Origin of the sequence: Ideonella sp., from assembly GCF_041287625.1 — a bacterium.
In the GTDB taxonomy this organism is placed as follows: domain Bacteria; phylum Pseudomonadota; class Gammaproteobacteria; order Burkholderiales; family Burkholderiaceae_C; genus Ideonella.
Genome location: NZ_JBGGNH010000016.1, coordinates 106,195 through 127,806, shown reverse-complemented (window position 1 = coordinate 127,806; position 21,612 = coordinate 106,195). Strand labels below are relative to the sequence as shown.

Sequence of the window (21,612 nt, the reverse complement as noted above, 5' to 3'; positions counted from 1 at the left end):
TTATCAGAAAAGCAAATACTCGGCGCACTTCATTCGTGGAACGGCATCTCGCCAGTGAACGGTGCAAGGGAAAACCTGAGTCCCATCACCACTCGTCGGTGGCCGCGTTGAAGAGGCCGCTGACCAGCTTTCGCAGCCAGATGCTGCGAGCGTCCTTGTGAACCCTTCTGTGCCAGTGCTGGCGCAGCTCGATGCGCGGTGAGGGGAACGGCGGCTCCATCGACTTGAGGCCGAACGCGGCCGTGCCGTATTCAATGCCGAGCGCGTGCGGCACCGTCGTGACCATGTCGGACTGCGCGATCAATCGGCGGATGCTGAGGAAATGCGGCGTGTACACGGCGACGCGCCGCTCCAGGCCCTGGCTCTCGAGATAGCTCTCGAATATCTCCTGGCTGCGCCCTTCGGACTGGACAACGACATGCTGGAGGCTCAGGAAGTCGCCCATGCTGAGCTGGGTCCCGCGAATGGGGTGATCGCTTCGCAGAAGGCAGACGAAGTGATGCATGAACAGCCGCTGCTGAAAGAAGTCACCCTTCTTCAGATCTGGAAAGTAGCCGACCGCGAGATCGACGTCGCCGTCTTCCAGCGCCGCCGCAAGCTGGGCGGGTCGCATGCTGACCGAGCGCACCGGTGTGTCAGGCGAGGCGGCGGTGATCGCCCGGACGATGCGAGGCAGGAACACGACCTCGCCGACGTCCGACATCGCGATCGCGAACGGCCGATGGCGGCGCGAGGGGTCGAACTTCACTTCGGGCTGCAGCCTCTCGTCGACTTGGCGCAGGATCTCTCTTGCGACGCTGGCGACCTCGGCCCCTCGTGGGGTGGGCGCCATGCCGGTGGCTGATCGGACAAACAGCGGATCGTCGAAATGCGCCCGCAGCTTGCCCAGCGCGGCACTCATGCTCGGCTGGCTGACCCCGAGCTTCAGGGCAGCCTGCGTGACGCTGCCCATGTCCAGAAGGGTCACCACTGCGGAAAGCAGATTCAGATCAAGCTTGTTCTCGGACGACAACCAACCACCTCCGGACCACTGCGGACTCGCCCGTCAAATTATGCGATGCCCAACGCCAGGCATTTCAGCGGGTGGTTCCAGTGCGTTGGGCGGGCGGCACGCGGGCATCAAGGCTTGCCCGCATCAAGGCTGCTGAGCTTCGCCTGTGCGCGTTCCGCCAGCTTGCTGCGCCGTGCCGCCACGCTCACCTTGTCGCCGAAAATCCGGCCCGCAATCGGCTTTCGCGTGACGGCCATCAACGCCGTCCTGGCGGGGAGTCCTGCGCGAAATGCTCTCCGAAGTTCCCGGCACCGCGCACGCCGGTGCTGTGGCTGCACGGGCTGGAATGCACCTGCTGCTCCGAGAGCTTCATCCGATCGGCGCACCCGCTCGCCAAGGACGTGGTGCTGTCGATGATCTCGCTCGACTACGACGACACGCTGATGGCCGCCGCCGGCCACCAGGCCGAGGCCATCCTCGAAGAGACATTGTGGGCGGGCTCAGGCGCTTCTCGGCAATGGACCCGGAGGCGCGCGCGCCCGTGGATCTCAACGAGGTCATCGAGCGTGCCATTCACTGGGTGCGCAAAGGCACGGGCGCGGGCTTCGAGATGCACTGGCAGAGCGGACCGCCCTGTGGGGCCAACGGCAGCGCCGGTCAGTTGCAGCAGGTACTGATGAACCTTTTGCAGAATGATCGACCGCGTTCCACCCAGCCACAGAACACAGCCTGTGACGGGCGCACCATGGCCGAACTGGAATTCGACCGCCGGGGCGGAGGTGGCGCTGGAGTGCCGACGTGGCATTTGCATGGCCTCGCCGTGTGTGACGGCGCGCATCGTCTCAGCCCTCGGTCGGCCTGTGTTCACGCCTTTGTTTCTCGCACTTGGCGCGCAATATTTCTGCTGCGGCCCGCATTCAGGTCCTGGTCAGCGGCGGCAAATCGTCTTCGAGGGCGCAGACAGTACCCAAATGGCCGAAAATGGTGAATTTGGTAGAGAGCAAAGCCGGACGACGCGATGGAAACCCCTGGCAATCTTTTTGTGGTGGCCGCCCCCAGCGGCGCCGGCAAGTCCAGCCTGGTCAAGGCGCTACTGGAGCTGGACTCGCACCTGAAGGTGTCGATCTCGCACACCACGCGGGCGCCGCGCGGGCAGGAGCAGCATGGGCGCGAGTACTGGTTCGTCAGCCTGGATGAATTCCAGGGCATGGTCGAGCGGGACGAATTCTTCGAATGGGCCGAGGTGCACGGCAACCGCTACGGCACCTCGCGCATCGGCATCGAGTCGCGCCTGATGTCCGGCGAAGACGTGGTGCTGGAGATCGACTGGCAAGGCGCGCTGCAGATCAAGCAGCTGTTCCCGTACGCGGTGCTGATCTTCATCCTGCCGCCCAGCTGGGAAGAGCTGGCGCAGCGGCTGGCTCGCCGCGGCGAGGACCCGCCGGAGGTGATCGCCCAGCGCATGGTGAACGCCCGCCACGAGGTGGCCCAGGCCCGGCATTTCAACTACGTTATAATCAACGGCTTGTTCGAGACCGCGCTTTTCGATTTGAAAACCGTGGTGCACTCGCAGCGCCTGAAGTACGCGGCACAGCGCCGCGCCAAGTCCGCCGTGTTCACCGCACTGGATTTGGGCTGACGCTTCAGGCCCCCGCAGGGCTCACTGCCTGCTTTTCCTGACCTGGATACCCCATGGCCCGCATCACCGTTGAAGACTGCCTCGCCAAGATCCCCAACCGCTTCCAGCTGGTGTTGGCCGCGACCTACCGGGCACGCATGCTGAGCCAGGGCCACACGCCCAAGGTCGAGTCCAAGAACAAGCCCGGTGTGACCGCGCTGCGCGAAATCGCCGCTGGCGAAGTTGGCATTGAAATGCTGCGCAAGGTTCCGACCTGAGCTTCCGGCTCACCGCAAGCCGGCTGCAACGCCGGCCTGCCATCCCGAACGGGCGCCACTTGGTGCCCGTTTTGCTTTCTGGCGGCAAGAAAGCCCGCAAAGCCCTGCGGCCGGGTACGGCCCCTTGCACATCGCCGTGGCAGGCGCGGGTTATGGGCTAAATTCCAGCCATGGGTATTCGTTCCTTCGCCGCCGACCTCCTGCCTTCCGCGCTGCAGGGTCGGCCGCGGCTGCCCACCGTGACCACTGGCCAGACCCCGGCCGAGGTCAACACCTTTGCCGAGTTGGCTGACAAGCTGGGCTACCTGGGCAAGTCCGACCTGAAAAAGGTGCGCGACGCCTACAAGTTCGCCGACCAAGCCCACCTGGGCCAGTTCCGCGCCAGTGGCCAGCCCTACATCACGCACCCCATCGCAGTGGCCAGCCTCGTGGCCGACTGGAAGCTGGACGCGCAAGCCATCATGGCCGCGCTGATGCACGACGCGATGGAAGATTGCGGCATCACCAAGGTCGAGCTGATCGAACGCTTTGGCGCGCCGACCGCCGAGCTGGTGGACGGGCTGACCAAGCTCGACAAGCTGCAGTTCTCGACCCGCGCGGAAAGTGACGCTGAATCGTTCCGCAAGATGCTGTTGGCGATGTCGCGCGACGTGCGCGTCATCCTGATCAAGCTGGCCGACCGGCTGCACAACATGCGCACCATGGCCGCGATGGCGGTCAACAAGCGCAGCCGGATCGCCCGCGAGACGCTGGACATCTACGCACCCATTGCCCACCGCCTGGGCCTGAACCAGACCTACCGCGAGCTGCAGGAGCTGTCGTTCGCCCACATCAACCCCTGGCGCCACGCGGCGCTGGAAAAGGCCGTGCTGCGCGCCCGCGGCTACCGGCGCGACATCGTGACCCGCGTGCAGGACGACGTGGGCAAGGCCTTCGTGCACAACAAGATGAAGGCCGAGGTCAGCGGCCGCGAGAAGACGGTTTATTCGATCTACCGCAAGATGCGCGAGAAGCATGCCGGCTTTGCGCAGGTCAGCGACATCTTCGGCTTTCGCATCGTCGTGCCCACGCTGCCGGAGTGTTACCTCGCGCTGGGCGTGCTGCACCAGCTCTACAAACCGGTGCCGGGCCGCTTCAAGGACTACATCGCGATTCCCAAGCCCAACGGCTACAAGTCACTGCACACCACGCTGGTGAGCCCGCTGGGCACGGCGGTCGAGTTCCAGATCCGCACCGAAGAAATGCACGCGGTGGCCGAGGCCGGCATTGCCGCGCACTGGCTCTACAAGGTCGGCCGGGACGCCAACCCCGGCGATGTGGCGCAGCGCCTGGGCGCGCTGTGGCTGAAGTCCCTGCTGGACATCCAGGACGAGACGCGCGACGCGGCCGAGTTCCTGGAGCACGTGAAGATCGACCTGGTGCCCGACGCGGTCTACGTCTTCACGCCCAAGAGCAAGATCCTCGCGCTGCCGCGAGGCGCCACGCCGGTGGACTTCGCCTACGCGATCCACTCGGACGTGGGTGACCACTGCGTGGCGGCGAAGATCAATGGCGAGGCCTCCACGCTGCGCGCCGAGCTGCGCTCGGGCGATGTGGTGGAAGTGCTGACCGCCCCCGGTGCGCGGCCCAACCCGGCCTGGCTGAACTTCGTGCGCACCGGCCGCGCGCGCTCGAAGATCCGCCATTACCTGAAGAACATGGAGCTGGAGGAATCGCAGGCGCTGGGGCACAAGATGCTGTCGCAGGCGCTGCGGGCCGAGGGCCTGACGATGCCGGCGCGCGAGCCGGCCGCAGGCGAGCCGCCTTCGATCTGGCCGGCGCTGCTGCGCTGGAGCGGCAACCGCACGCAGGCGGAGCTGCTGATCGACATCGGCCTGGGCAAGAAGATCGCGACCATCGTGGCCAAGCGCGTGGCCCAGTCGCTGCGCGAACAGGGCCAGAAGCCTGACGCGGTGATGCTCAGCATGGGCCGCTACGGCCATGACGAAAACACCCCCGCGCAAGGCCTGGTGGTGATCGACGGTGCCGAAGGCGCTTCGGTCTCGCTGGCGCCTTGCTGCCGGCCGATTCCGGGGGACGACATCGTCGGCTACCTGGGCCGCGGTGAAGGCCTGCTGGTGCACACCGCCGACTGCCAGATCGGCAAGCGGCTCTACGAGCGTGACCCGGAGCGCTGGATGCAGGTGGAATGGTCCGAAGAGCCGACCCGCTCGTTCGAAACGGCCATCACCGTGCTGATGCGCAACAGCAAGGGCGTGCTGGCCCAGGTCGCGCAAGCCGTCAGCAGCGCCGAGGCCGACATCACGCACATCGACATGGGTGACGAAGCGGTGGGCGAGACGGCCGAGATGCGGTTGCTGGTCAGCGTGCGCGACCGCCTGCACCTCGCCGATGTGTTGCGCACGTTGAAACGCAACCCGACCGTGCTTCGCGCGCAGCGCGTACGCCCCTAGCCTTTTTCCGGCTTCGGGTAACGCACTTCCAGCACTTCGAGCGTCTCGGCGCCGCCGGGCGTCATCAGCGTGACCTCGTCGCCCTCGCGCGCCTTGACCAGCGCACGGGCGATCGGCGAGATCCAGCTGACTTCACCGGCGAGGTGGTCGACCTCGTCGATGCCCTTGATCGTGATCGTGCGTTCCTCGCCCTTGCTGTTGGCATAGGTCACCGTCGCGCCGAAGAAGATCTGGTCGCTGCCGTGGTGGGCTGAAGGATCGGCCACCTCGGCGATGTCCAGCCGCTTGGTCAGGAAGCGGATGCGGCGGTCGATTTCGCGCAGCCGCTTCTTGCCGTAGATGTAGTCGCCATTCTCGGAGCGGTCGCCGTTTGAAGCGGCCCAGTGCACGATCTCGACGATCTTCGGCCGCTCCTCGTCGATGAGTTGCAGCAGCTCGGTGCGCAGTGCCGTGTGACCGGCCGGCGTCATGTAGTTCTTGTCGCCCGCGGGCAGTGGCGGCAGGCCACCGCCGTCGTCGTCATCGTCGTCGCCCTCGGGCTCCTTGGTGAAGGCCTTGTTCATCCGCCAGACTTTAGCCCAGGACCAAGCGACGGCCTCAGGCCAGCGCCGGGCCGCCCCAAGCGGCCTGAGCACCCTCTCGGAGGGTGGCATCGGTACGCAGATGCCGGGAGCAGTCAACTCGCGCGCGCAGCACCGAGGTAGGTGTCGATCACACGCGCATCGGTCGCCAGTTCGGCAGCCGGACCTTGCAGGGCCAGCGCGCCGGTTTCCAGCACGTAGCCATGGTCAGCCACCTCCAGCGCCGCGCGCGCGTTCTGCTCGATCAGCAGGATGCTGACGCCGGTGGCGCGCAGCGCGCTGATGGTGCGGAAGATCTCCCGCACGACCAGCGGCGCCAGACCCAGGCTGGGCTCGTCCAGCATCATCAGCTTGGGCCGGCTCATCAGCGCGCGGCCCACGGCCAGCATCTGCCGCTCGCCACCCGAGAGCGTGCCGGCCAGTTGCTGGCGACGCTCCTTCAGCCGCGGGAACAGCGTGTAGACCTCGTCCAGCGTGCTGCGCCAGCCGGGCACGCGCTGGCGCATCGGCCGAAAGCCGCCCAGCACCAGGTTGTCTTCCACCGGCATGGTGCCAAACAGCTCGCGTTTCTCGGGCACCAGCGCCAGGCCGGCCATCACGCGTTCTTCCAGCGTGCTGCCCGCAAGCTCCAGTCCATCGAAAACGATGCTGCCGCGCGCGGGCAGCACGCCCATCAGCGCATTCAGCGTGGTGGACTTGCCGGCGCCGTTGGGCCCAATGACGGTGACCACCGCGCCACGGCCGACCTGCAGGTCCAGGCCTGACAGGACCTCGGCACGGCCGTAGCCGGCATGCAGCCCGCGCACGGCGAGGATGGGTTCAGAAGAGGGACTCGTCATCAATGCTCCGTGCCGAGATACGCCGCGCGCACGGCTGGACTCGCCTGCACTTCGGCCGGCGTGCCGGCCATCAGCCAAGTGCCGAACTCCATCACGGTGAGGTGATCGACCAGTCCCATCACGAAGTCCATGTCGTGCTCCACCAGGAGAATGGACAGGCCCTCCTGTTTCAGCTGACGCAGCACCTCGGCCAGCGCCTGCTTTTCCTTCAGCCGCAGGCCGGCGGCGGGTTCGTCCAGCAACAGCAGCGACGGGTCGGTGCACAGCGCGCGGGCAATTTCCATCAAACGCTGCGGGCCCAGCGCCAGGTTGCCGGCGCGCTCGAACATCAGATCGGCCATGCCGATGCGCTGCAACTGGCGCTCGGCCTCGGCCAGCAACTGGCGCTCCTCGGCGCGGTCCAGCCGCAACATGGCGCGCAGCAGGCCGCCGCGGCCGCGCAGGTAGCCGCCCAGCGCGACGTTTTCCAGCACCGTCATGTCCGGCACCATCTTGACGTGCTGGAAGGTGCGGCTCATGCCGCGCCGTGCGATGGCGCGGGAACTCAGGCCAGCAATCGCTTCGCCGCGGAACAGCACCTCGCCGCTGGTCAGCGACAGCACGCCCGAGACCAGGTTGAAGGTGGTGGACTTGCCGGCGCCGTTCGGCCCGATCAGGCCCATGATCTCGCCGGCCTTCAGCGAGAAGTTCACGCCGTTCACCGCCACCAGCCCGCCAAACTGCTTGCGCAGCGCCCTGGCCTCCAGCAGCGGCTCGCCTGGGGTCGGCTTGGGGCGGGACGGCAGCGGCGGTGCACCCTCCCAGTCCCGTACCCGCTGCGCCGGCGGCCACCAGCGCTGGATGAAGGGCCACAGGCCGTTGGGCGCGTACTTCAGCGTGGCCACCAGCACCACGCCGAACACGATGACCTCGAAGTTGCCACTGCTGCCCAGCAGCGCCGGCAGCAGGGTCTGCAGCTTGTCCGTCAACAGCACGACCATGGCCGCGCCGGTGAACGCGCCCCAGACCTGGCCCACGCCGCCCAGCACCGCCATGAACAGGTACTCGATGCCCTTGTTGAGGCCAAACGGCGTCGGGTTCACGCTGCGCTGGAAGTGGGCGAACAGCCAGCCCGACAGGGCGGCCAGCACGGCGGCCAGCACAAAGGCGATCAGCTTGTAGCGGAAGGTCGAGATGCCCATGGCCTCGGCCATCATCGCGCCACCGTTCAGCGCCCGCAGCGCACGGCCAGGGCGCGAGTCCAGCAGGTGATTCAGCGCGACTGCAGCGGCAAGCGCGACCAGCCAGATCAGGCTGCACATCGAGCGGCCATCGGCCAGGCTGTGGCCGAACAAGGTCAGCGGCGCAATGCCTTGCAGCCCATCGTACTTGCCGAGGAAGGCCATGTTGGCCATGCCGAAGTTCAGCGCCAGGCCCCAGGCAATCGTCGCCAGCGGCAGGTAGTGGCCCGACATGCGCAGCGTGATCAGCCCCAGCACCAGCGCGACCAGCACTGCCAAGCCGACGCCGATGAACAGCGTCAGCCAGGGCGACAGGCCGGCGTTCTGCGTCAACCATGCCGTGCTGTAGGCGCTGACGCCGACAAACGCCGCCTGGCCAAACGAGGTCAGCCCGGCCACGCCAGTCAGCAGCACCAGGCCCAGCGAGACGAGGGATGCCAGGCCGATGTAGTTCAGCTGCGTGATCCAGAAGTCCGGCAGCGGCAGCAGCGGCGCGGCCAGCATCAACAGGCAGAACACCGGCAGGCGCCAGGCCTGCAGGCGGGACGGGCGCCGCGCGCTGGCGGCAGCTTGGGTGGAGGAAACCGCCATCTCAGTGCTCCTCGCCATGCGGGTCGCGCAGCGAGCGCCACAGCAGCACCGGCAGGATGGCCGAGAACACGATCACCTCCTTGAAGGCGCTGGCCCAGAACGAGCCAAAGCTTTCCAGCAGGCCCACGCCCAACGCGCCCACCAGCGCCAGCGGGTAGCTGGCCAGGCCGCCAAACACTGCCGCGACAAAGCCTTTCAGGCCGATCAGGAAACCGGAGTCGTAGAACACCGTGGTCGTCGGCCCGATCAGCAGGCCGGACAGCGCGCCGATGAAGGCCGCCAACGAAAACGACAAGCGCCCTGCACTGCTGCTGGAAATGCCCATCAGCCGCGCGCCCAGACGGTTCACCGCGGTCGCGCGCAAGGCTTTCCCCCACAGGCTGCGCTCGAAGAACAGCCACAGCATGACGATCAGCGCGAAGGATGCCGCCAGCACGATCAGCGTCTGGCCGCTGAGCATCAGCGGGCCGGCGTTGAAGCGCTCGTCCCAGAACGGCGGGTTGCGGTAGCCCTCGGCGCCAAAGAAATACAGGCCGAGGCCGGTCAGCACGAAGTGCACGCCAACCGACACGATGAGCAGCACCAGCACGCTGGCGTCTGCCAGCGACTCGTAGGCCGCTCGGTAGACCAGGCTGCCCAGGGGCGTGACGATGGCCAGCGTCAGCGCGGCCTGGGCCAGCAGCGGCCAGTGCCGTGGCGCGGCCCAGATGGTCAGCAGCGAGATGGCGACCGGCCAGGCCAGCGTGCGCAACGCGCCAAGCACCAAGGCCTTCAGCGGCCGGCGCTGGCGCCAACCATTCCCCAGTTCACCAAGCGCCATGCCGGCGGCCAGCAGCAACAGCAGCCAGACGGTGCCTGGCACAGCGCCGGTCTGCAGCAGCGCCAGTGTCAGCGCGCCAAAGGCAACAAACTCGCCCTGGGGGATGAAGATCACGCGGGTCACGGCAAACAGCAGCACGATGGCCAGGGCCAACAAGGCGTACACGGCCCCGTTGGTAATGCCATCCAGGGCCAGGATGCTGGCGATCGAACCATCCATGCGTACTGCTGCCTTTCCTGGCCTGCCGGCCTTCACGTCTTCACGACACATGACCACCCATGCTCGAACCGAATAGTTCGACCGGTCGGTCAGGGAATGAAGATATGCGCAAGCGGCGCGAATCCGGCCACGGGTTTTCCCAGGCTGGCGGGTTGTCGCGGCCGCAGGAAAGGCTCAGGCGGCGTCGTAGCGCGCCGCCGCTTCCCGCAGCTGCTCGGAGACTTGCTTCACCAGCGAGGCCGGCGACAGCACCTTGACCTGCGGCCCGTGGCGCAGGATGTCCATGATCAGCTCGGTCGCGTCGGCATACGGCAACTTCAGCTGCAGGCTGCCGTCGGCCATCTCGCGCTGCTCCTGCTTGGGGTGCCACTCTTCCTGCGCCACCCAACGCGCCGCGTCAGGTGTGAACAGCAGCGTTGCCCAGCTGAGCTTGTGCCCGCTGAAGATGCCGTAGCCACCATCCAGTTCGGCCTCGACCGTCTTCAGGCTGACGTCCTTGGCGCGCTGGTCCAGCAGCTTGGCCGAACGCACGGCGTCCATCGCGAAGCGCCGCAGGCCTTCGCTGCTGTGGCACCAGGCGTCCAGGTACCAGGTGTTGCGGTAGTGCAGCAGGCGCTGCGGCGAGACGATGCGCTGCGACTCGGTCTTGCGGCCGCGGCTGAAGTAGCTCAGGTCCAGCCGGCGCCGCGTCAGCAATGCGCTGCCGACCGATTCGAACCAGCGCCCAGGCACGGCCCGCCGCGCCGGGTTGACGATCTTGACGCGCTTCATCAGTTCGCGCGAAGCGCTTTCTCCGGTGCCCAGCATGCTGTTGAGCTTGTCCTGCAGCGGCTGCAGGTGGCGCCCCAGCACGCCGCCCGAGTCCAGGCCGGCAATCAACTGGTGCATGGTCAGCAGCGCGTGGATCTCCGTCTCGCTGAACCAGACGCCAGGCAACTGGTGTGACACCTCGCCGCCCGCACTGCCGCCGTCTTCGAAGCGGTAGAGGTTGTCGTGGCGGTCGTAGACGATGGGGGCGTCCATGCGTTCGCGCAGGTATTGCAGATCGCGCTTGAGCGTGGCGCGCGAGACCTCCAGCTCGTCCAGCAGCGTTTCGAAGCTGACGCCGCCGCGGCTGCGGATCAGCACTTCGATCTTGTAGAAGCGTTCAGTCTTGTTCATCGGACAACCACACGGTGGAGAACTGGCGAACCCGCCTGCCAGGATCCGCTTAGCGCACGCCTGGCTCACAGCCTGAGCCTTCAGCATAGCGCATTCCCCAGTCTGTTTTTATCCACAGTGGTTTCGCTGGCTCACCCCATGAGCCCGGCGCTGCACAAACTGGCATCCATCGAACAGGGGCCTGGCGCCCTAACGCCCGGCGGACCGCACCGCCGACCGAAACGACTTCCAGGAGCTTTGCACCATGGCCCAGACCGCTTTCGCTTTCGACGCCCCCGCCGCCCCCGCGGTTCCCCTGGCAACCACACGCCGCGCGCCAATGCCGCGTCACGGCAGCCTGGCCACCTCAGCCGACGAATTCGGCGCCGGTTTCGAGATTGGCCGCGAACATGCGCGCTACGGCGTGGTGCCGCCTGCACAGCATCTGCTGCCGGGCCACCCGGTGCGCCAAGGCTGGGCGCTGGCACAGCCGGCTTTCGACGGCCGCACCCGCCGCGCTGACCCAGCCGTGCGCATGTGGCTCCGGCTGCGCCTGCACGCCTGGCAGCACCAGCAAGCCTTCGACACGCTGCAGCTGACACCGCACTACCTGCGCCAACTGGCCGTCAGCCGCTGCCCGGTCATACGCCGGCCGCTGAGCCTGGCCGAAGCCCACATCACGCCGCTGGCACCCGCCGGTGGCTTCACAGCCGGCCAACTGGTCGCGCTGAGCCCGGAGGCCGCCAAGGCACGCGGCCAGCTCAGCCTGGCACAGGTTCAGCAGCACATTGGCCAGGCCCGCGCTGCAGTGGACGGCTTGGCCGGGGGCCTGAGCGCTGTCGAATGGACCCGGCTGGCCACGCTGATGTCGCTGGTCACGCCCTTGCCAGTGGCGGCACTGGCCGACATGCCGATGGCCGCGTTGCCGCCAAACCGTGTGATGCAGGCCAACCCGCTGCAAGGCCTGCAAGCGCTGGCCATGCTGCAGCTGGCGCAGCCCGATTGGGGCCTGCGCGTTGGCCGGTTGGTGGATGCTTTGCCCAATGCCGCGCTGCGCCGCGCCTTCCACCTGTGGCTGCACCGCCTGCTGCCACGCGTCTGGGAAGGTGGCCGCCCAACCATGCCAGCGCAATGGCGCGAGCGGCTGGAAGATGCCGCGTTGGATGGCAAGGTGTTGGCCGCATGGCAGCGCTTTGCGTCACAGCTGAGCGCGGCGCAAACCGAGGCTCTGCTGAATCAGGTGAGCCGGCTGCGGCTGCCAGGCTGGCAGGTGCTGGACCATGCATCCGTCGCTGACGGCGCAAGCCCAAGTCCGGCGCGGCATCCGGCCGCCGCGGGTGCGGCCCTGCACTGACAGAGTGCTGCCTGCTCAGGCGTAGGTCTGCAGCGCGCGGCCTTCGGCGTCATCCAGGTGCGGCAGGGTGTTGAAGCTCAGCAGCAAATGGCCGCGATGGCCGGCGACGAGTTCGGTGACAGCGCTGTTGCGGATGCGCAGGTTCAGCTCGACGATCGCGGCTGAAGAGGCGCCTAGCAGGTGGCCAACGGCGACCGAAATCGGCCCGCCGCTGGAAACGATCAGCACCTGGCCTTCGTGGTGGGTCTGGGCGTCGCGCAAGGCGAGCTGGATGCCGTCCACAAAGCCGCTGTAGGTCGGCATGCCTTCGGGCGAGCTTTCGCCGCGCATCCACGCCAACAGGCCTTGCCGCAACAGGCGGAAGTGGGCGCGCACGGCATCCGGCGTACCGGCCTTGGGCAGTTCGCCAGTGTGCACTGCACGCACCAAAGCTTCGGGCAGGTATTCGTCCAGCCCGGGCCGCACGCGAGGCGGGAGCGCCACACCCATGCCCCTGGCGATGGCCGCCAGCGATTGCGCATGGCGTTTCAACGTGCCGGTGTAGACCGCGTCGAAGCGCTGGCCTCGTGCAGCGAAATAAGCCCCCAGGCGTTCGCATTGCTGCTCGCCGAGGGGACTCAATTGGTCATAGTCCGCCGCACCAAAGGAGGCTTGGCCGTGGCGGACGAGGTAGACACTTCCCATGCCGGCAAGTGTGCGCCCGGTGCGCTCAGCCGGCTGTCACGCCGGTGACCTGCGCTGGGGACAAGCCGGCTCAGCTCACGCCAAGGCTGCGCAGGAAGTTTTCGACCGCATCGGTGTAGCCGCCAGGCTCGCCCAGCTTGCCGTTGATGTCGCCGTGGTTCATGCCCTGCGGCAGCACCGTGGCCTTGCCGCCCAGCGAGATGACCTTCTGCGCAAAGGCCTGGGCCTGCGGGCAGGAGTCAGCCCGGCCGGTACCGCAGACCATCAGCACCGGGCCGGGCGGCGCCTTGGTCAGGCGCTGATACGGCGAGACCTGGCGCCAGAAGTTCGGGTCGCTGCCGAAGACCTTGTCATAGAAGCTGTAGTGCTTGTCTTCCATGGTCTTGACCACGTCCATCGACGCACTGTCAAGCGACACGGTGCCCAGCCAAGGCTTGGCACCGGCGCTGTAGGCGATCTGCGGGTCGGCCGAGATCAAGGTCACCAGGTGCGCGCCGGCCGAATGGCCCATCAGCACAAAGCGTGAGGCATCTGCCCCCCAGCTGGCCGCATTGGCCTGGGCCACGGACAGGGCCTTGGCCACGTCGCGTGCCTGCTGGTCCACCGGCGAATTCGGCAGCATCGGGTAGTTGACCGAGACGATCACATAGCCCTTGGGCAGCCAGCGCGCGGCCTTGTTGATGATGACCTTGGACATGCCCTTGTCACCCACCATCCAGGCGCCACCGTGCACCATGAAGATCACCGGCGCCAGCCCCGTGTGCTGGGGGATGTAGATGTCCATCTTCTGCGCCGGATCGCTGCCGTAGCTGAAGTCCTTTTCAAGGCGTGCGCCAGGCGGCAGTGGCACCGGCAGCATCTGCCCTTCCATCGCAGCAGCGCCCCCATCCTGGGCTTGCTCCAGCTTACGCGTGAGCATGCGGTCGACGATGGCGTCCTTCAGGGGACCAGCAAAGGCAGGCATCAGAAGGCAGGCGCCCAATGCGGCGAGGCCGCTGCGCAAGATGAATCGGTTTCGGACCAGGGACATGGTGTGTTCTCCAGGGAGCTTTCTCTGGCAACGTCCCAGCGGGCGAAGATGGTTGACACGGTGACGAACTGTTTCGCTTCAGTCGCGTGGGCTGCCCAGGAACACCTCGCAGCCACCTCGCGGGTTGGGGATGTAGCGGTCACCGTTCAGCGGCATGATCTTCGGACCAAACGGATTCGCAGTGCCGATGAACATGCCGTGGGGGGTCGAGATCAGCGTGCGCAGGCCCATGTTGTAGGGGTTGCCCATGCCATCGGTGGTCACCGGCACCCAGTTCTTGCCGTCGCAGGTCCGATAGAGGTCGAAGCCCGAGGAATGGTCCAGCAGGAACTGCGGCGTCAGCTTGTTGATGATGGTCGTGAAGGCTTCCGGCCAGCGCCGCCGGTTGGCATAACCCAGCACCGAGCTCCATTCGAAGGTGCCCATGTACAGCCAGCCATCGTGCACGCACATGCGCCAGAAGTAGCCGTTGAAGAAGTTGTCGAAGCCCGGCAGGTAGCCAGACAGCGCTTCCTTGCGGCCCAGCGGTGTGTCGCGCGTCTCGCCGACCAACAAGTCCCAGCTGCCATCCGGCGCAATGCGCAGCAGCTCAGGCGGTGCCGGGCCGATGCGGTTCTGCGTGTCCACGCCGCCGCCCTGGATGCCGCCGCCGACATAGAGGTGCCCCTTGAACGGGTACAGGCTGAGCACACACTGATTCAGCGGGCCGCGGTAGGCGCCTTTCTCGATCACGCGCTCCCAGTGGTACGGCTTCTCGCCTTCCACGTTGCTGCGCCAGATCTGGAAGCCTTCGAGGTTGAAGGTGCCGATGTAGAGATGGTCGCCGAAGCCACACATCTCGAAGATCGTCTTGTTGCCCGAATCGCCGAAGCCGAAGTCCGACACCGGCTCCCATTCGCCGCTGGCCGGGTCGGTGCTCTCGTAGACCACCGAATGGCCGGAGACGTTCGGGTTGCCGCCACGCGAACCGGCCGGCGTCGTGAACATGCGGCCCTTGAAGGGCACCATGGTGCGGATCGTCGTGACGGGCAGGCCCAGGCCCGGCTCGCAGGTCGGCTCGAAGTGGTGGCCGTCGGTCGAGCGCAGGATGTTCGGGCCGGGGCCACGTGCGGGCGACCAGGTGCTGACGTAGAGCTCGGGCTCATTCGGCCGGCCGGGCGGGGTGTAGACCACCATGCCGCGGAAGCCAAGTTCACGCGGAATCAGTTTGCCGTGGCTGCCCACGATCAGCGGCGCCTTGAAGCGCTTTTCCCACACGCCTTCGTGCGGGTCGTAGCACCAGATCTCAGCGGCCATGTCCAGGTCGAACGGGCTCTCGGGACATTCCACCGGCCAGATGTCCATGCCGATCGGCAGGCGGGCCTTCATGAACGGGAAGTTGCCCCGCGTGGTCGCCACGTACAGCCGGTCCTTGTACCAGGCCATCGAATGCGCGTAGGCATTCAGGCCGTCGCCGAAGCCACCGTGGGCGACCAGTTTGAAATCGCGTTGACCGAGTCCGGGATGAACGCCGAGCTTGTTCTTATTGCGAGACTGCACTGAGTTGTTCCGTTGCCATCGCGGCAATGAAAGAAGCCAGGACCTGTTCGGCCTCGGCTCGGCTGGCCGCGGGGCCGACACGGGCATGCTCCCGGGTCGTGAAATACCAGGCTTCGCCAGCCTGGAAGATGCGGTCGCTGCGGAAGAAGTTGCGCTTGGGCTCGCCGGTACGCAGCTCGTGGCGCACGCCGAACTCACCGCCCCAGAAGCGGTTGCAGCCGGAGATCAGTTCCTGCGGCCGGGACGATGGGAAGAAATGCCCGCCATCGCGCACGCGGCGGAACACCGCGTGGCCCCAGACTTCGAGCAATTCGCGGCCGGTCAGCCGGGCCTGCGAATGGTCGCCGTACATGGCCATGATGGGGAACTGCAGCTTGCGCAATTCGTCCAGCCGCAGCCCGTCGTCGCCCATCAGTTCGGTGCAGGCCTTGGTCTGGTCCATCAGGCGGATCCACTGGCTGGCGGTGCGGTTGCCGTATTTGCCGATGAACGGGCTGACCATCTCCTGCAGCACCGCCGGGACTTCCTCGCTGCGCAGTTGCAGGTGGGCCACTTCGGTCAGCAGCTTGTAGCCGAAATACGGGTCGCGGGTGTCCAGTGCGATGCCGTGCTCGTCCAGCACGGCTTGCATCTTGGTGCCGAACTGGCCAGCCTCCCAATGGTGCTCGTGGCGCGCGGCGGCAATGTGGGTGTCCGCCAGCACCAAGCTGCTGAAGCGGTGCGGCGCGAGGCAGGCGGCGTTCAGCGAGACGACGCCGCCATAGCTGTGGGTCAGGAAATGCGCCTTGCGAATGCCCAGGTGGTCCATCAGGCCCAGCAGGTCTTGCGCAAGATCGGGCGGCTGGTAGCCGCTTTCGGTCATCTCCGAACGGCCATGGCCGCGCAGGTCGAACAGCGTGACACGGAAACGCTGAGAGAAAACAGGCGCGTAGTGGAAGTACCAGAAGGCCATGTTGGTGGCCAATCCGTGAACCATGATGAGGTCTTCGACATCATCGGTGGCATCTTCCGGCGCCATCTGAACATAGTTCAGCCGGGCTCCATTGACTTGAGCGACAGGCATGGCAATTACTCCGAAAGGCTCAACATCTGCGGTCGCGTCATGAACCGTTGGCAAGCGGCAAGGCCGCGCTGAGGTCGACGTTGCCGACGGTCCAGGAACGCTGATGCGTGACTGCTCAGGCTGGAAGCAATAAACACACCTGCACGTCGCCACTTCACCGGCCCGCGCATGGCGCGGGTTGAGCGGCAATCGGCTGAAACACAAGGCGCGGCGATCCTGCCGTCACGCATGGTTACGCATTCTGCCGGCTCCGACCCCGCCTGGGCCACGGCACTTACAAGCGTTTCCACCAGCGTCCCCACTTCAGTGGACCTCGACCCGGTCGCTGCTCTCTGTGGCCAATGCGATCAGCGAGCCCTCGTCGCGGTAGATCGTCACCGCCAGCAGCGCCTGGGCATGGCTCACACGGGCTTGCAGCCCGGCTGCGTCGAGAAACTCCACCGCGAAGGCTTCGGGCTGGCCTTGCAGGCCCAGGCCCAGGCACTTGGCCGCAGCTTCCTTGGCGCACCACAGCGCCAGCAGCCGGCCGGGCTGCTGATCGGCAGGCAATGCCGCCAATGCAGCCTGCTCGGCAGCCGTCAACGAGGTGGCAAACAGCTCCGGGTTCTGGATCCGGCCGTGTTGCTCCGCATCCACGCCCACCGGTGCATCCGGGTGATTCACCGCCACCAGCGAACCGACTTCGTTGTGTGACAGCGACACCTGCGGCGCCGGCACCAGGTGGTCGCGCCACCAACCATCCACCCAGGGGGCACCCAACTCGTCATGGCCGACCAGGATGTCGGACGAGTACAGCAGCTGGCCGGTCTGCAACTGGATCCACTGGCGCACGGCTTCCTTCAGGCAGGCACGGCCCAGCAGCCACTCCCGCTTGCGGCGCACGCTGCCCGTCAGCGCCGCCCACTCCTCGCGCTCTTCGACGCTCAGGTAGATGTGCGCCAGGATGCGCAGGAAGATGTTGCCCGACTGAGCGCAGAAGTCTTCCGGCAGGTGTTCCAGGCGCCACAGCAGGGTGCCCTTTTCGGCACCGGCCGCCAGCGGTTGACCCAGCCAGCCGTTCAGCGGGTCACGGCGGACCTGGTAGAAGCGGTTGGGCACCGAGAAGAAGATGTTGACCAGCTTGTTGACGCGCACCAGCGGCTGGCCGTTGGCATCCAGGCACTCGAACTGCCAAGCCCGTGGCGCCGACACCTCATTATTGGACTCGTCTAGCGAGTAGTGCCGTGCGCGCAGCTGCATGCCAGGCTGTGCGTTCGGGCACGGCGTGTAGAGCTCGATGCGGTCGATGGTCGACGGGAAGCAGTTGAAATCCGTGCCCACGTACTGGGCGATCCAAAAGGCCGCCAACTGGCCCATCGCGTCCAGCAGCACCGGATTCAGCACCAGCGTGGCTTGCTGGCCCGGGGTGAAGAAGCTGTCCAACGAGACGGGCGACAGCGCGCAATCAATGCCCGCGTCATCCCAGCCGTGGATGTGCTCAATGCTGTGGAACACCGGGCCATGGAACATGCCGCAGGTGTAGAGCTCCTCATCGTTCCACAGCGAGCCGCGCCATTCCGTCAGGTTGCTGGCGGCAGGCAGTTGCCACACCGGTGCAAAGCGGAATTCCGCGCTCACCAGGCGACCGGAAGGCCCGGACAGCAAGGCGCTGAAGCGCTGCTGCTCACGGTTCATCACCTTGGCCTGTACCTTCAGCTCGATCTCGCCATCGTCCAGCGCAATCCAGTCGAACGCACGCACGTTCTCGATCACGCAGACGTTGACGCTGCCGGCCAGCGCCGCGGCCGCCTGGGCCATGATCTCCAGGCTCACCATCAGCGGCACGCAGGACAGGCCGACCAGCTGCGGGTCGTCCGCGGAGACACGGCCGGACAGCACATGGTCGCGCAGGAAGTTGTCTCGCTCCAGGCTCAGCGCGGAACGCGCCACCAGGTGTTCTTCGTCGAACTCCAGGATCTCGTCGAGGAAACCCGTCGCGGCCGCCACCGGGTCCTGCTGGGCGGCGACAGCATCGGCAGGCGCGTCCCAGTCGGACTCGATCGGCAGGCGATCCATCACCGCGCGCTGCTGCTCCAGGAAGCCGCGCATCACGTCGAAGTATTCGCCCATGACCTGGCCACGCAGCGCGGCCTCGCTGTCCAGCGGTGACAGTTCGTCGACCGGCGCTGGCGCTGTAACAGGCGCCGCTACGGCCGCAACCGGGGCTTGCACCGCAGGCGGCAAGGCAGCCACCACCGGTGCCGGGGCCGGTTCAGCGGGCAGCGCCGCGAGGTCACGCAGGCGGCAGCGTTCACCTTCGTTCAGGTGCATCTGCGGCATGGTGTTGTCGAGCAACACGCCCTTTGGCGCCGGCACCGTCAGATCCGTGAGTGCCACGGTGTTGAGCTTGCGGCCATTGAACAGCGTCGCAAGGCCCACCGGCTTCTGGTGCACCCACAGCTGGCCCAGCACGCTGAGCAGCTGCTCCATGCCGCTGCGGCGGCGCTGGTTGGTGGCAATGGCGGTGTATTCGCGGCCAGCCAGGATGTCGTTGACGAACGCCGTCAGGTTGGCCGACGGGCCGACCTCGATGAACCAGCGCACGCCGTCATCGTGCATCTTCAGGATCGTTTCGCGGAAGCGCACCGTGGTGGACCACTGCGCTGCCGCCTGCTGGCGCAGCGCGGTCGTGCCTTCGGGGAACAGATCGGCCGAAGCGCACGAATACATCGGCACGCGCGGCGCGCCGAGCTTGATCGCGCGGTAGTACTTCAGGAAGGCCTTGGTGACGGTGTCGAACGCAGGCGTGTGATACCCGCGGTCGAACGGCAGCATCATGCAGATCGCGCCGACCTGGGTCAGCTTGGCCTGCAGCGCGGTCATGGCTTCAGCCGAACCGTACAGGATCACCTGGTTCGCACAGTTGTCCATCGCAACGAACACGCCGATACCGGCTTCGGCGACAAAGCCGTCGAGCTGTTCGCGCGGCAGCGCACCCACGGCCAGCAGCGCGCCGGTCGGGATCGAGCCATCGGCCAGTTCGGCGCGGTAGACCTTGTTCAGCTCACGGATGAATTCGGCGAGTTCCTGCGGCGTTGCGGCGGGAATCGCGCCCGAAGCGGCCAGCGCCGACGATTCGCCAGAGCTGTGGCCCAGCATCACGTCGGGCTGCACGCCCAGCGTGCCCAGCAGCTGGTTCAGCGCCTGGCCGCCGACGAACACGGCTTCGGAGCCGACGTCCATGTCGTTCATGCGGCGCTCGAGCATCGCCCGGCGCTCGGCGCTCAGGCCGGTGGATGGCGGGTAGGCAATGTCGGTGCGGCGCTCGCCCGGCTGATCCGGATACAGGCTGCACCAGAAGTCCAGCCAGCTGCGCACGTCGTCGAAGCACAGCGCCAGATCACCCAGCATGCCGGGGTACTGCGAACCTTCACCCGGGAAGATGAAGGCCAGCTTGCCCTGCATCGGCTGGCTGCTGTAGACCATGCCGTTGCGGGTGGCCCAGTTCGGGTTACCGTCGCTCAGCTTCTTCACGGCTTGCGTCAGCTGCTTGGACAGGCTGGCCTTGTCGGACGCGACCAGTGCCAGGCGGCAGGCGGCTTGCGCATCCGCGGCCGCCAGCGAACCTGCCAGGTCGGACAGCGTCAGGTCATGGCGTGCATCGATCAGCGCCTGCACCTCGGCCACGCGGGTCTTCAACGCCTCGGCGGAATCGGCCGACAGCACGAACAACTCGGCCGACCACGGCATGAAACGCTGCGGCGACAAGGCAGCGGCTGGCGCTTCTTCCAACACGGCGTGGGTGTTGATGCCGCCAAAGCCGAAAGAGTTCACACCAGCGCGGCGCGGCGCGCCTTGCGGCGCGATCCACGGCCCGGTCTGGTTGTTGATGTACATCGGCGTCTGGTCAATGCCCAGATCCGGATTGATCTCGCCGCACAGCATCGGCGGCAGCACCTTGTGGTGCAACGCCAGCGCGCTCTTGATCAGGCCTGCCATGCCGGCGGCCGGAATCGTGTGGCTTATCATGGACTTGACCGAGCCCAGCGCGATCGTGCCTTGCTCCGCAGTGCGCTCGCCGAAGATGCTCTTCAGCGCGCCGATCTCGGTCTTGTCGCCCAGCGGAATGCCGGTGCCGTGGGCCTCGATCAGGCTGATCGTCGATGGGTCCACGCCGCAGTCGGAGTAAGCGCGCTTCATCGCCAGCGACTCGCCCTCCATGCTCGGCGCCAGCAGGCCGGTGCCACGGCCATCGCTGGACTGGCCCACGCCACGCACCACGGCGTAGATGCGGTCGCCATCGGCCAGCGCTTCGTCCAGCAGCTTCAGCGCGACGATGCCCAGGCCTTCGCCCAGCAGCGTGCCGTCACTGCCCTTCTCGAACGGACGCACCTTGCCGCGGCCGCTCAAGGCGCCGAGCTGGGTGAAGATGACCGAGACTTCCGCTGGCAGCGAAGCGTTCACGCCGCCCGCCAGCATCAGCTTGCTGCGGCCCAGGCGCAGTTCGTCCATTGCGGCGTTGACGGCCAGCAGCGAAGACGAGCAGGCCGCGTCGACCAGGTAGTTCGGCCCCTTGAGGTTCAACCGGTTGGCAATGCGGCCGGTCATCACGTTGGGCACCAGGCCAGGCGCGATGTCGGCACTGGCGGCCGGCAGCTTCTTGGCCAGCATGCTGCGCACGGCTTCGATCTGCTCTTCCGTCATGTGCGGGCAGCTGGCGCGCAGGATCTCGATCGTCTGGTCGACCACGATGTGGTTCTGGATCAGCGTGCCCTGGCCGCGGTGCAGGTAGGTGCTGTGGCCCAGCACGATGCCGGTGTCGCGGTGGTCGTACTTCGGGTCGGCGTAGCGGCCGCCGGCATCGCGAAGCGCATCGCCCGCGACCTTCAAGGCCAGGAACTGGTCTGGCTCACCGCCGTCCAGCGAGTTCGGCATGATGCCGAATTCGCGCGGATCGAAGCGGTAGAGGTCCTTCAGGTAGCCGCCAAACGGCGTCTTGATGCGGCCGGTGTCGAGGTAGCGCTGGGCGTCCCAGGACTCGACCGGCTCGGTGATCGCGTCGACCCCGCCGATGATGTTGCGCCAGAAGGCGTGCATGCTGCCCGCTTGCGGGTACATGCAGGCCATGCCGATGATGGCAACGGCGGCGGGCGTGTCGCCCTTGCCGGTCATGCCACCAGTCACGGCGGCGCCTTGGGTCGATTCAGTCATGG

16 protein-coding genes and 1 pseudogene are annotated in these 21,612 nt (G+C 66.6%); 5 read left to right on the top strand and 12 right to left on the bottom strand.

Annotated elements, in window-relative coordinates; all coding sequences use genetic code 11:
• Window positions 1–85 precede the first annotated feature (85 nt).
• A complete protein-coding gene (locus tag ACAH41_RS06290; RefSeq protein ID WP_325648577.1) occupies window positions 86–1,012 on the bottom strand; it encodes a LysR family transcriptional regulator in 927 nt (308 codons plus the stop codon).
• A gap of 107 nt (window positions 1,013–1,119) precedes the next feature.
• Window positions 1,120–1,248 carry a hypothetical protein gene (locus ACAH41_RS06285; RefSeq protein WP_325648757.1) on the bottom strand — a complete coding sequence of 43 codons (129 nt, stop codon included), beginning with the start codon at window positions 1,246–1,248 and terminating at the stop codon, window positions 1,120–1,122.
• A 54-nt stretch (window positions 1,249–1,302) separates the two neighbouring features.
• Between ACAH41_RS06285 and ACAH41_RS06280 the strand changes: the two are divergent.
• The 4 genes and pseudogenes from ACAH41_RS06280 to ACAH41_RS06265 all read left to right on the top strand — a co-directional run.
• Window positions 1,303–1,482, top strand: a pseudogene (locus ACAH41_RS06280) (uptake hydrogenase small subunit); the annotation flags it as partial.
• A gap of 527 nt (window positions 1,483–2,009) precedes the next feature.
• Window positions 2,010–2,630 carry a guanylate kinase gene (gene gmk / locus ACAH41_RS06275; protein WP_141287370.1) on the top strand — a complete coding sequence of 207 codons (621 nt, stop codon included), beginning with the start codon at window positions 2,010–2,012 and terminating at the stop codon, window positions 2,628–2,630.
• A 53-nt stretch (window positions 2,631–2,683) separates the two neighbouring features.
• Complete coding sequence (gene rpoZ / locus ACAH41_RS06270) at window positions 2,684–2,887, top strand: DNA-directed RNA polymerase subunit omega (protein ID WP_325648579.1); 204 nt, start codon at window positions 2,684–2,686, stop codon at window positions 2,885–2,887.
• A gap of 170 nt (window positions 2,888–3,057) precedes the next feature.
• Window positions 3,058–5,340, top strand: a complete 2,283-nt coding sequence (locus ACAH41_RS06265) for a bifunctional (p)ppGpp synthetase/guanosine-3',5'-bis(diphosphate) 3'-pyrophosphohydrolase (protein WP_325648581.1) — start codon at window positions 3,058–3,060, stop codon at window positions 5,338–5,340.
• On the opposite strand, the gene greB is transcribed toward ACAH41_RS06265, so the two are convergent.
• From greB to ACAH41_RS06240, 5 genes are all read right to left on the bottom strand, one after another.
• Window positions 5,337–5,903, bottom strand: coding sequence for a transcription elongation factor GreB (gene greB / locus ACAH41_RS06260; RefSeq protein WP_325648583.1), 567 nt, complete (start codon window positions 5,901–5,903; stop codon window positions 5,337–5,339). The genes ACAH41_RS06265 and greB overlap by 4 nt on opposite strands.
• Before the next feature lie 113 nt (window positions 5,904–6,016).
• Window positions 6,017–6,760, bottom strand: a complete 744-nt coding sequence (locus ACAH41_RS06255) for an ABC transporter ATP-binding protein (protein WP_325648585.1) — start codon at window positions 6,758–6,760, stop codon at window positions 6,017–6,019.
• Window positions 6,760–8,571: an ATP-binding cassette domain-containing protein gene (locus ACAH41_RS06250; protein ID WP_370538220.1), complete on the bottom strand. Its 1,812-nt coding sequence runs from the start codon at window positions 8,569–8,571 to the stop codon at window positions 6,760–6,762. Before ACAH41_RS06250 ends, ACAH41_RS06255 begins: the two co-directional genes overlap by 1 nt.
• A gap of 1 nt (window position 8,572) precedes the next feature.
• Window positions 8,573–9,610 (bottom strand): branched-chain amino acid ABC transporter permease, encoded by a 1,038-nt coding sequence (locus tag ACAH41_RS06245; RefSeq protein WP_325648588.1) that lies wholly within the window; start codon window positions 9,608–9,610, stop codon window positions 8,573–8,575.
• A 174-nt stretch (window positions 9,611–9,784) separates the two neighbouring features.
• A complete protein-coding gene (locus ACAH41_RS06240) occupies window positions 9,785–10,771 on the bottom strand; it encodes a WYL domain-containing protein (protein ID WP_325648590.1) in 987 nt (328 codons plus the stop codon).
• Window positions 10,772–11,015: 244 nt separating this feature from the next.
• Between ACAH41_RS06240 and ACAH41_RS06235 the strand changes: the two genes are divergently transcribed.
• Window positions 11,016–12,104: a hypothetical protein gene (locus ACAH41_RS06235; RefSeq protein ID WP_325648592.1), complete on the top strand. Its 1,089-nt coding sequence runs from the start codon at window positions 11,016–11,018 to the stop codon at window positions 12,102–12,104.
• A 15-nt stretch (window positions 12,105–12,119) separates the two neighbouring features.
• Here ACAH41_RS06235 and ACAH41_RS06230 read toward each other — a convergent pair whose 3' ends face one another.
• The 5 genes from ACAH41_RS06230 to ACAH41_RS06210 form a co-directional block, all read right to left on the bottom strand.
• Window positions 12,120–12,788: a histidine phosphatase family protein gene (locus ACAH41_RS06230; protein WP_325648594.1), complete on the bottom strand. Its 669-nt coding sequence runs from the start codon at window positions 12,786–12,788 to the stop codon at window positions 12,120–12,122.
• A gap of 70 nt (window positions 12,789–12,858) precedes the next feature.
• Complete coding sequence (locus ACAH41_RS06225) at window positions 12,859–13,818, bottom strand: alpha/beta hydrolase (RefSeq protein WP_325648596.1); 960 nt, start codon at window positions 13,816–13,818, stop codon at window positions 12,859–12,861.
• A gap of 78 nt (window positions 13,819–13,896) precedes the next feature.
• Complete coding sequence (locus ACAH41_RS06220) at window positions 13,897–15,357, bottom strand: hypothetical protein (RefSeq protein WP_325648599.1); 1,461 nt, start codon at window positions 15,355–15,357, stop codon at window positions 13,897–13,899.
• Window positions 15,341–16,420, bottom strand: a complete 1,080-nt coding sequence (locus ACAH41_RS06215; protein ID WP_325648601.1) for an alpha/beta fold hydrolase — start codon at window positions 16,418–16,420, stop codon at window positions 15,341–15,343. The genes ACAH41_RS06220 and ACAH41_RS06215 overlap by 17 nt, the downstream gene beginning before the upstream one ends.
• 303 nt (window positions 16,421–16,723) lie before the next feature.
• Entirely contained in the window at window positions 16,724–21,610 is a 4,887-nt protein-coding gene (locus ACAH41_RS06210) for a polyketide synthase (protein ID WP_325648603.1), read from the bottom strand.
• Between the last annotated feature and the right edge of the window lie 2 nt (window positions 21,611–21,612).

What these genes read in the sequence shown, in the direction of transcription:
- ACAH41_RS06285 (WP_325648757.1), bottom strand. Translation starts at nt 1,248, where the DNA reads ATGGCCGTCACGCGAAAGCCGATTGCGGGCCGGATTTTCGGCGACAAG.
- gmk (WP_141287370.1), top strand. Translation starts at nt 2,010, where the DNA reads ATGGAAACCCCTGGCAATCTTTTTGTGGTGGCCGCCCCCAGCGGCGCC.
- rpoZ (WP_325648579.1), top strand. Translation starts at nt 2,684, where the DNA reads ATGGCCCGCATCACCGTTGAAGACTGCCTCGCCAAGATCCCCAACCGC.
- ACAH41_RS06265 (WP_325648581.1), top strand. Translation starts at nt 3,058, where the DNA reads ATGGGTATTCGTTCCTTCGCCGCCGACCTCCTGCCTTCCGCGCTGCAG.
- greB (WP_325648583.1), bottom strand. Translation starts at nt 5,903, where the DNA reads ATGAACAAGGCCTTCACCAAGGAGCCCGAGGGCGACGACGATGACGAC.
- ACAH41_RS06255 (WP_325648585.1), bottom strand. Translation starts at nt 6,760, where the DNA reads ATGACGAGTCCCTCTTCTGAACCCATCCTCGCCGTGCGCGGGCTGCAT.
- ACAH41_RS06250 (WP_370538220.1), bottom strand. Translation starts at nt 8,571, where the DNA reads ATGGCGGTTTCCTCCACCCAAGCTGCCGCCAGCGCGCGGCGCCCGTCC.
- ACAH41_RS06245 (WP_325648588.1), bottom strand. Translation starts at nt 9,610, where the DNA reads ATGGATGGTTCGATCGCCAGCATCCTGGCCCTGGATGGCATTACCAAC.
- ACAH41_RS06240 (WP_325648590.1), bottom strand. Translation starts at nt 10,771, where the DNA reads ATGAACAAGACTGAACGCTTCTACAAGATCGAAGTGCTGATCCGCAGC.
- ACAH41_RS06235 (WP_325648592.1), top strand. Translation starts at nt 11,016, where the DNA reads ATGGCCCAGACCGCTTTCGCTTTCGACGCCCCCGCCGCCCCCGCGGTT.
- ACAH41_RS06230 (WP_325648594.1), bottom strand. Translation starts at nt 12,788, where the DNA reads ATGGGAAGTGTCTACCTCGTCCGCCACGGCCAAGCCTCCTTTGGTGCG.
- ACAH41_RS06225 (WP_325648596.1), bottom strand. Translation starts at nt 13,818, where the DNA reads ATGTCCCTGGTCCGAAACCGATTCATCTTGCGCAGCGGCCTCGCCGCA.
- ACAH41_RS06215 (WP_325648601.1), bottom strand. Translation starts at nt 16,420, where the DNA reads ATGCCTGTCGCTCAAGTCAATGGAGCCCGGCTGAACTATGTTCAGATG.
- ACAH41_RS06210 (WP_325648603.1), bottom strand. Translation starts at nt 21,610, where the DNA reads ATGACTGAATCGACCCAAGGCGCCGCCGTGACTGGTGGCATGACCGGC.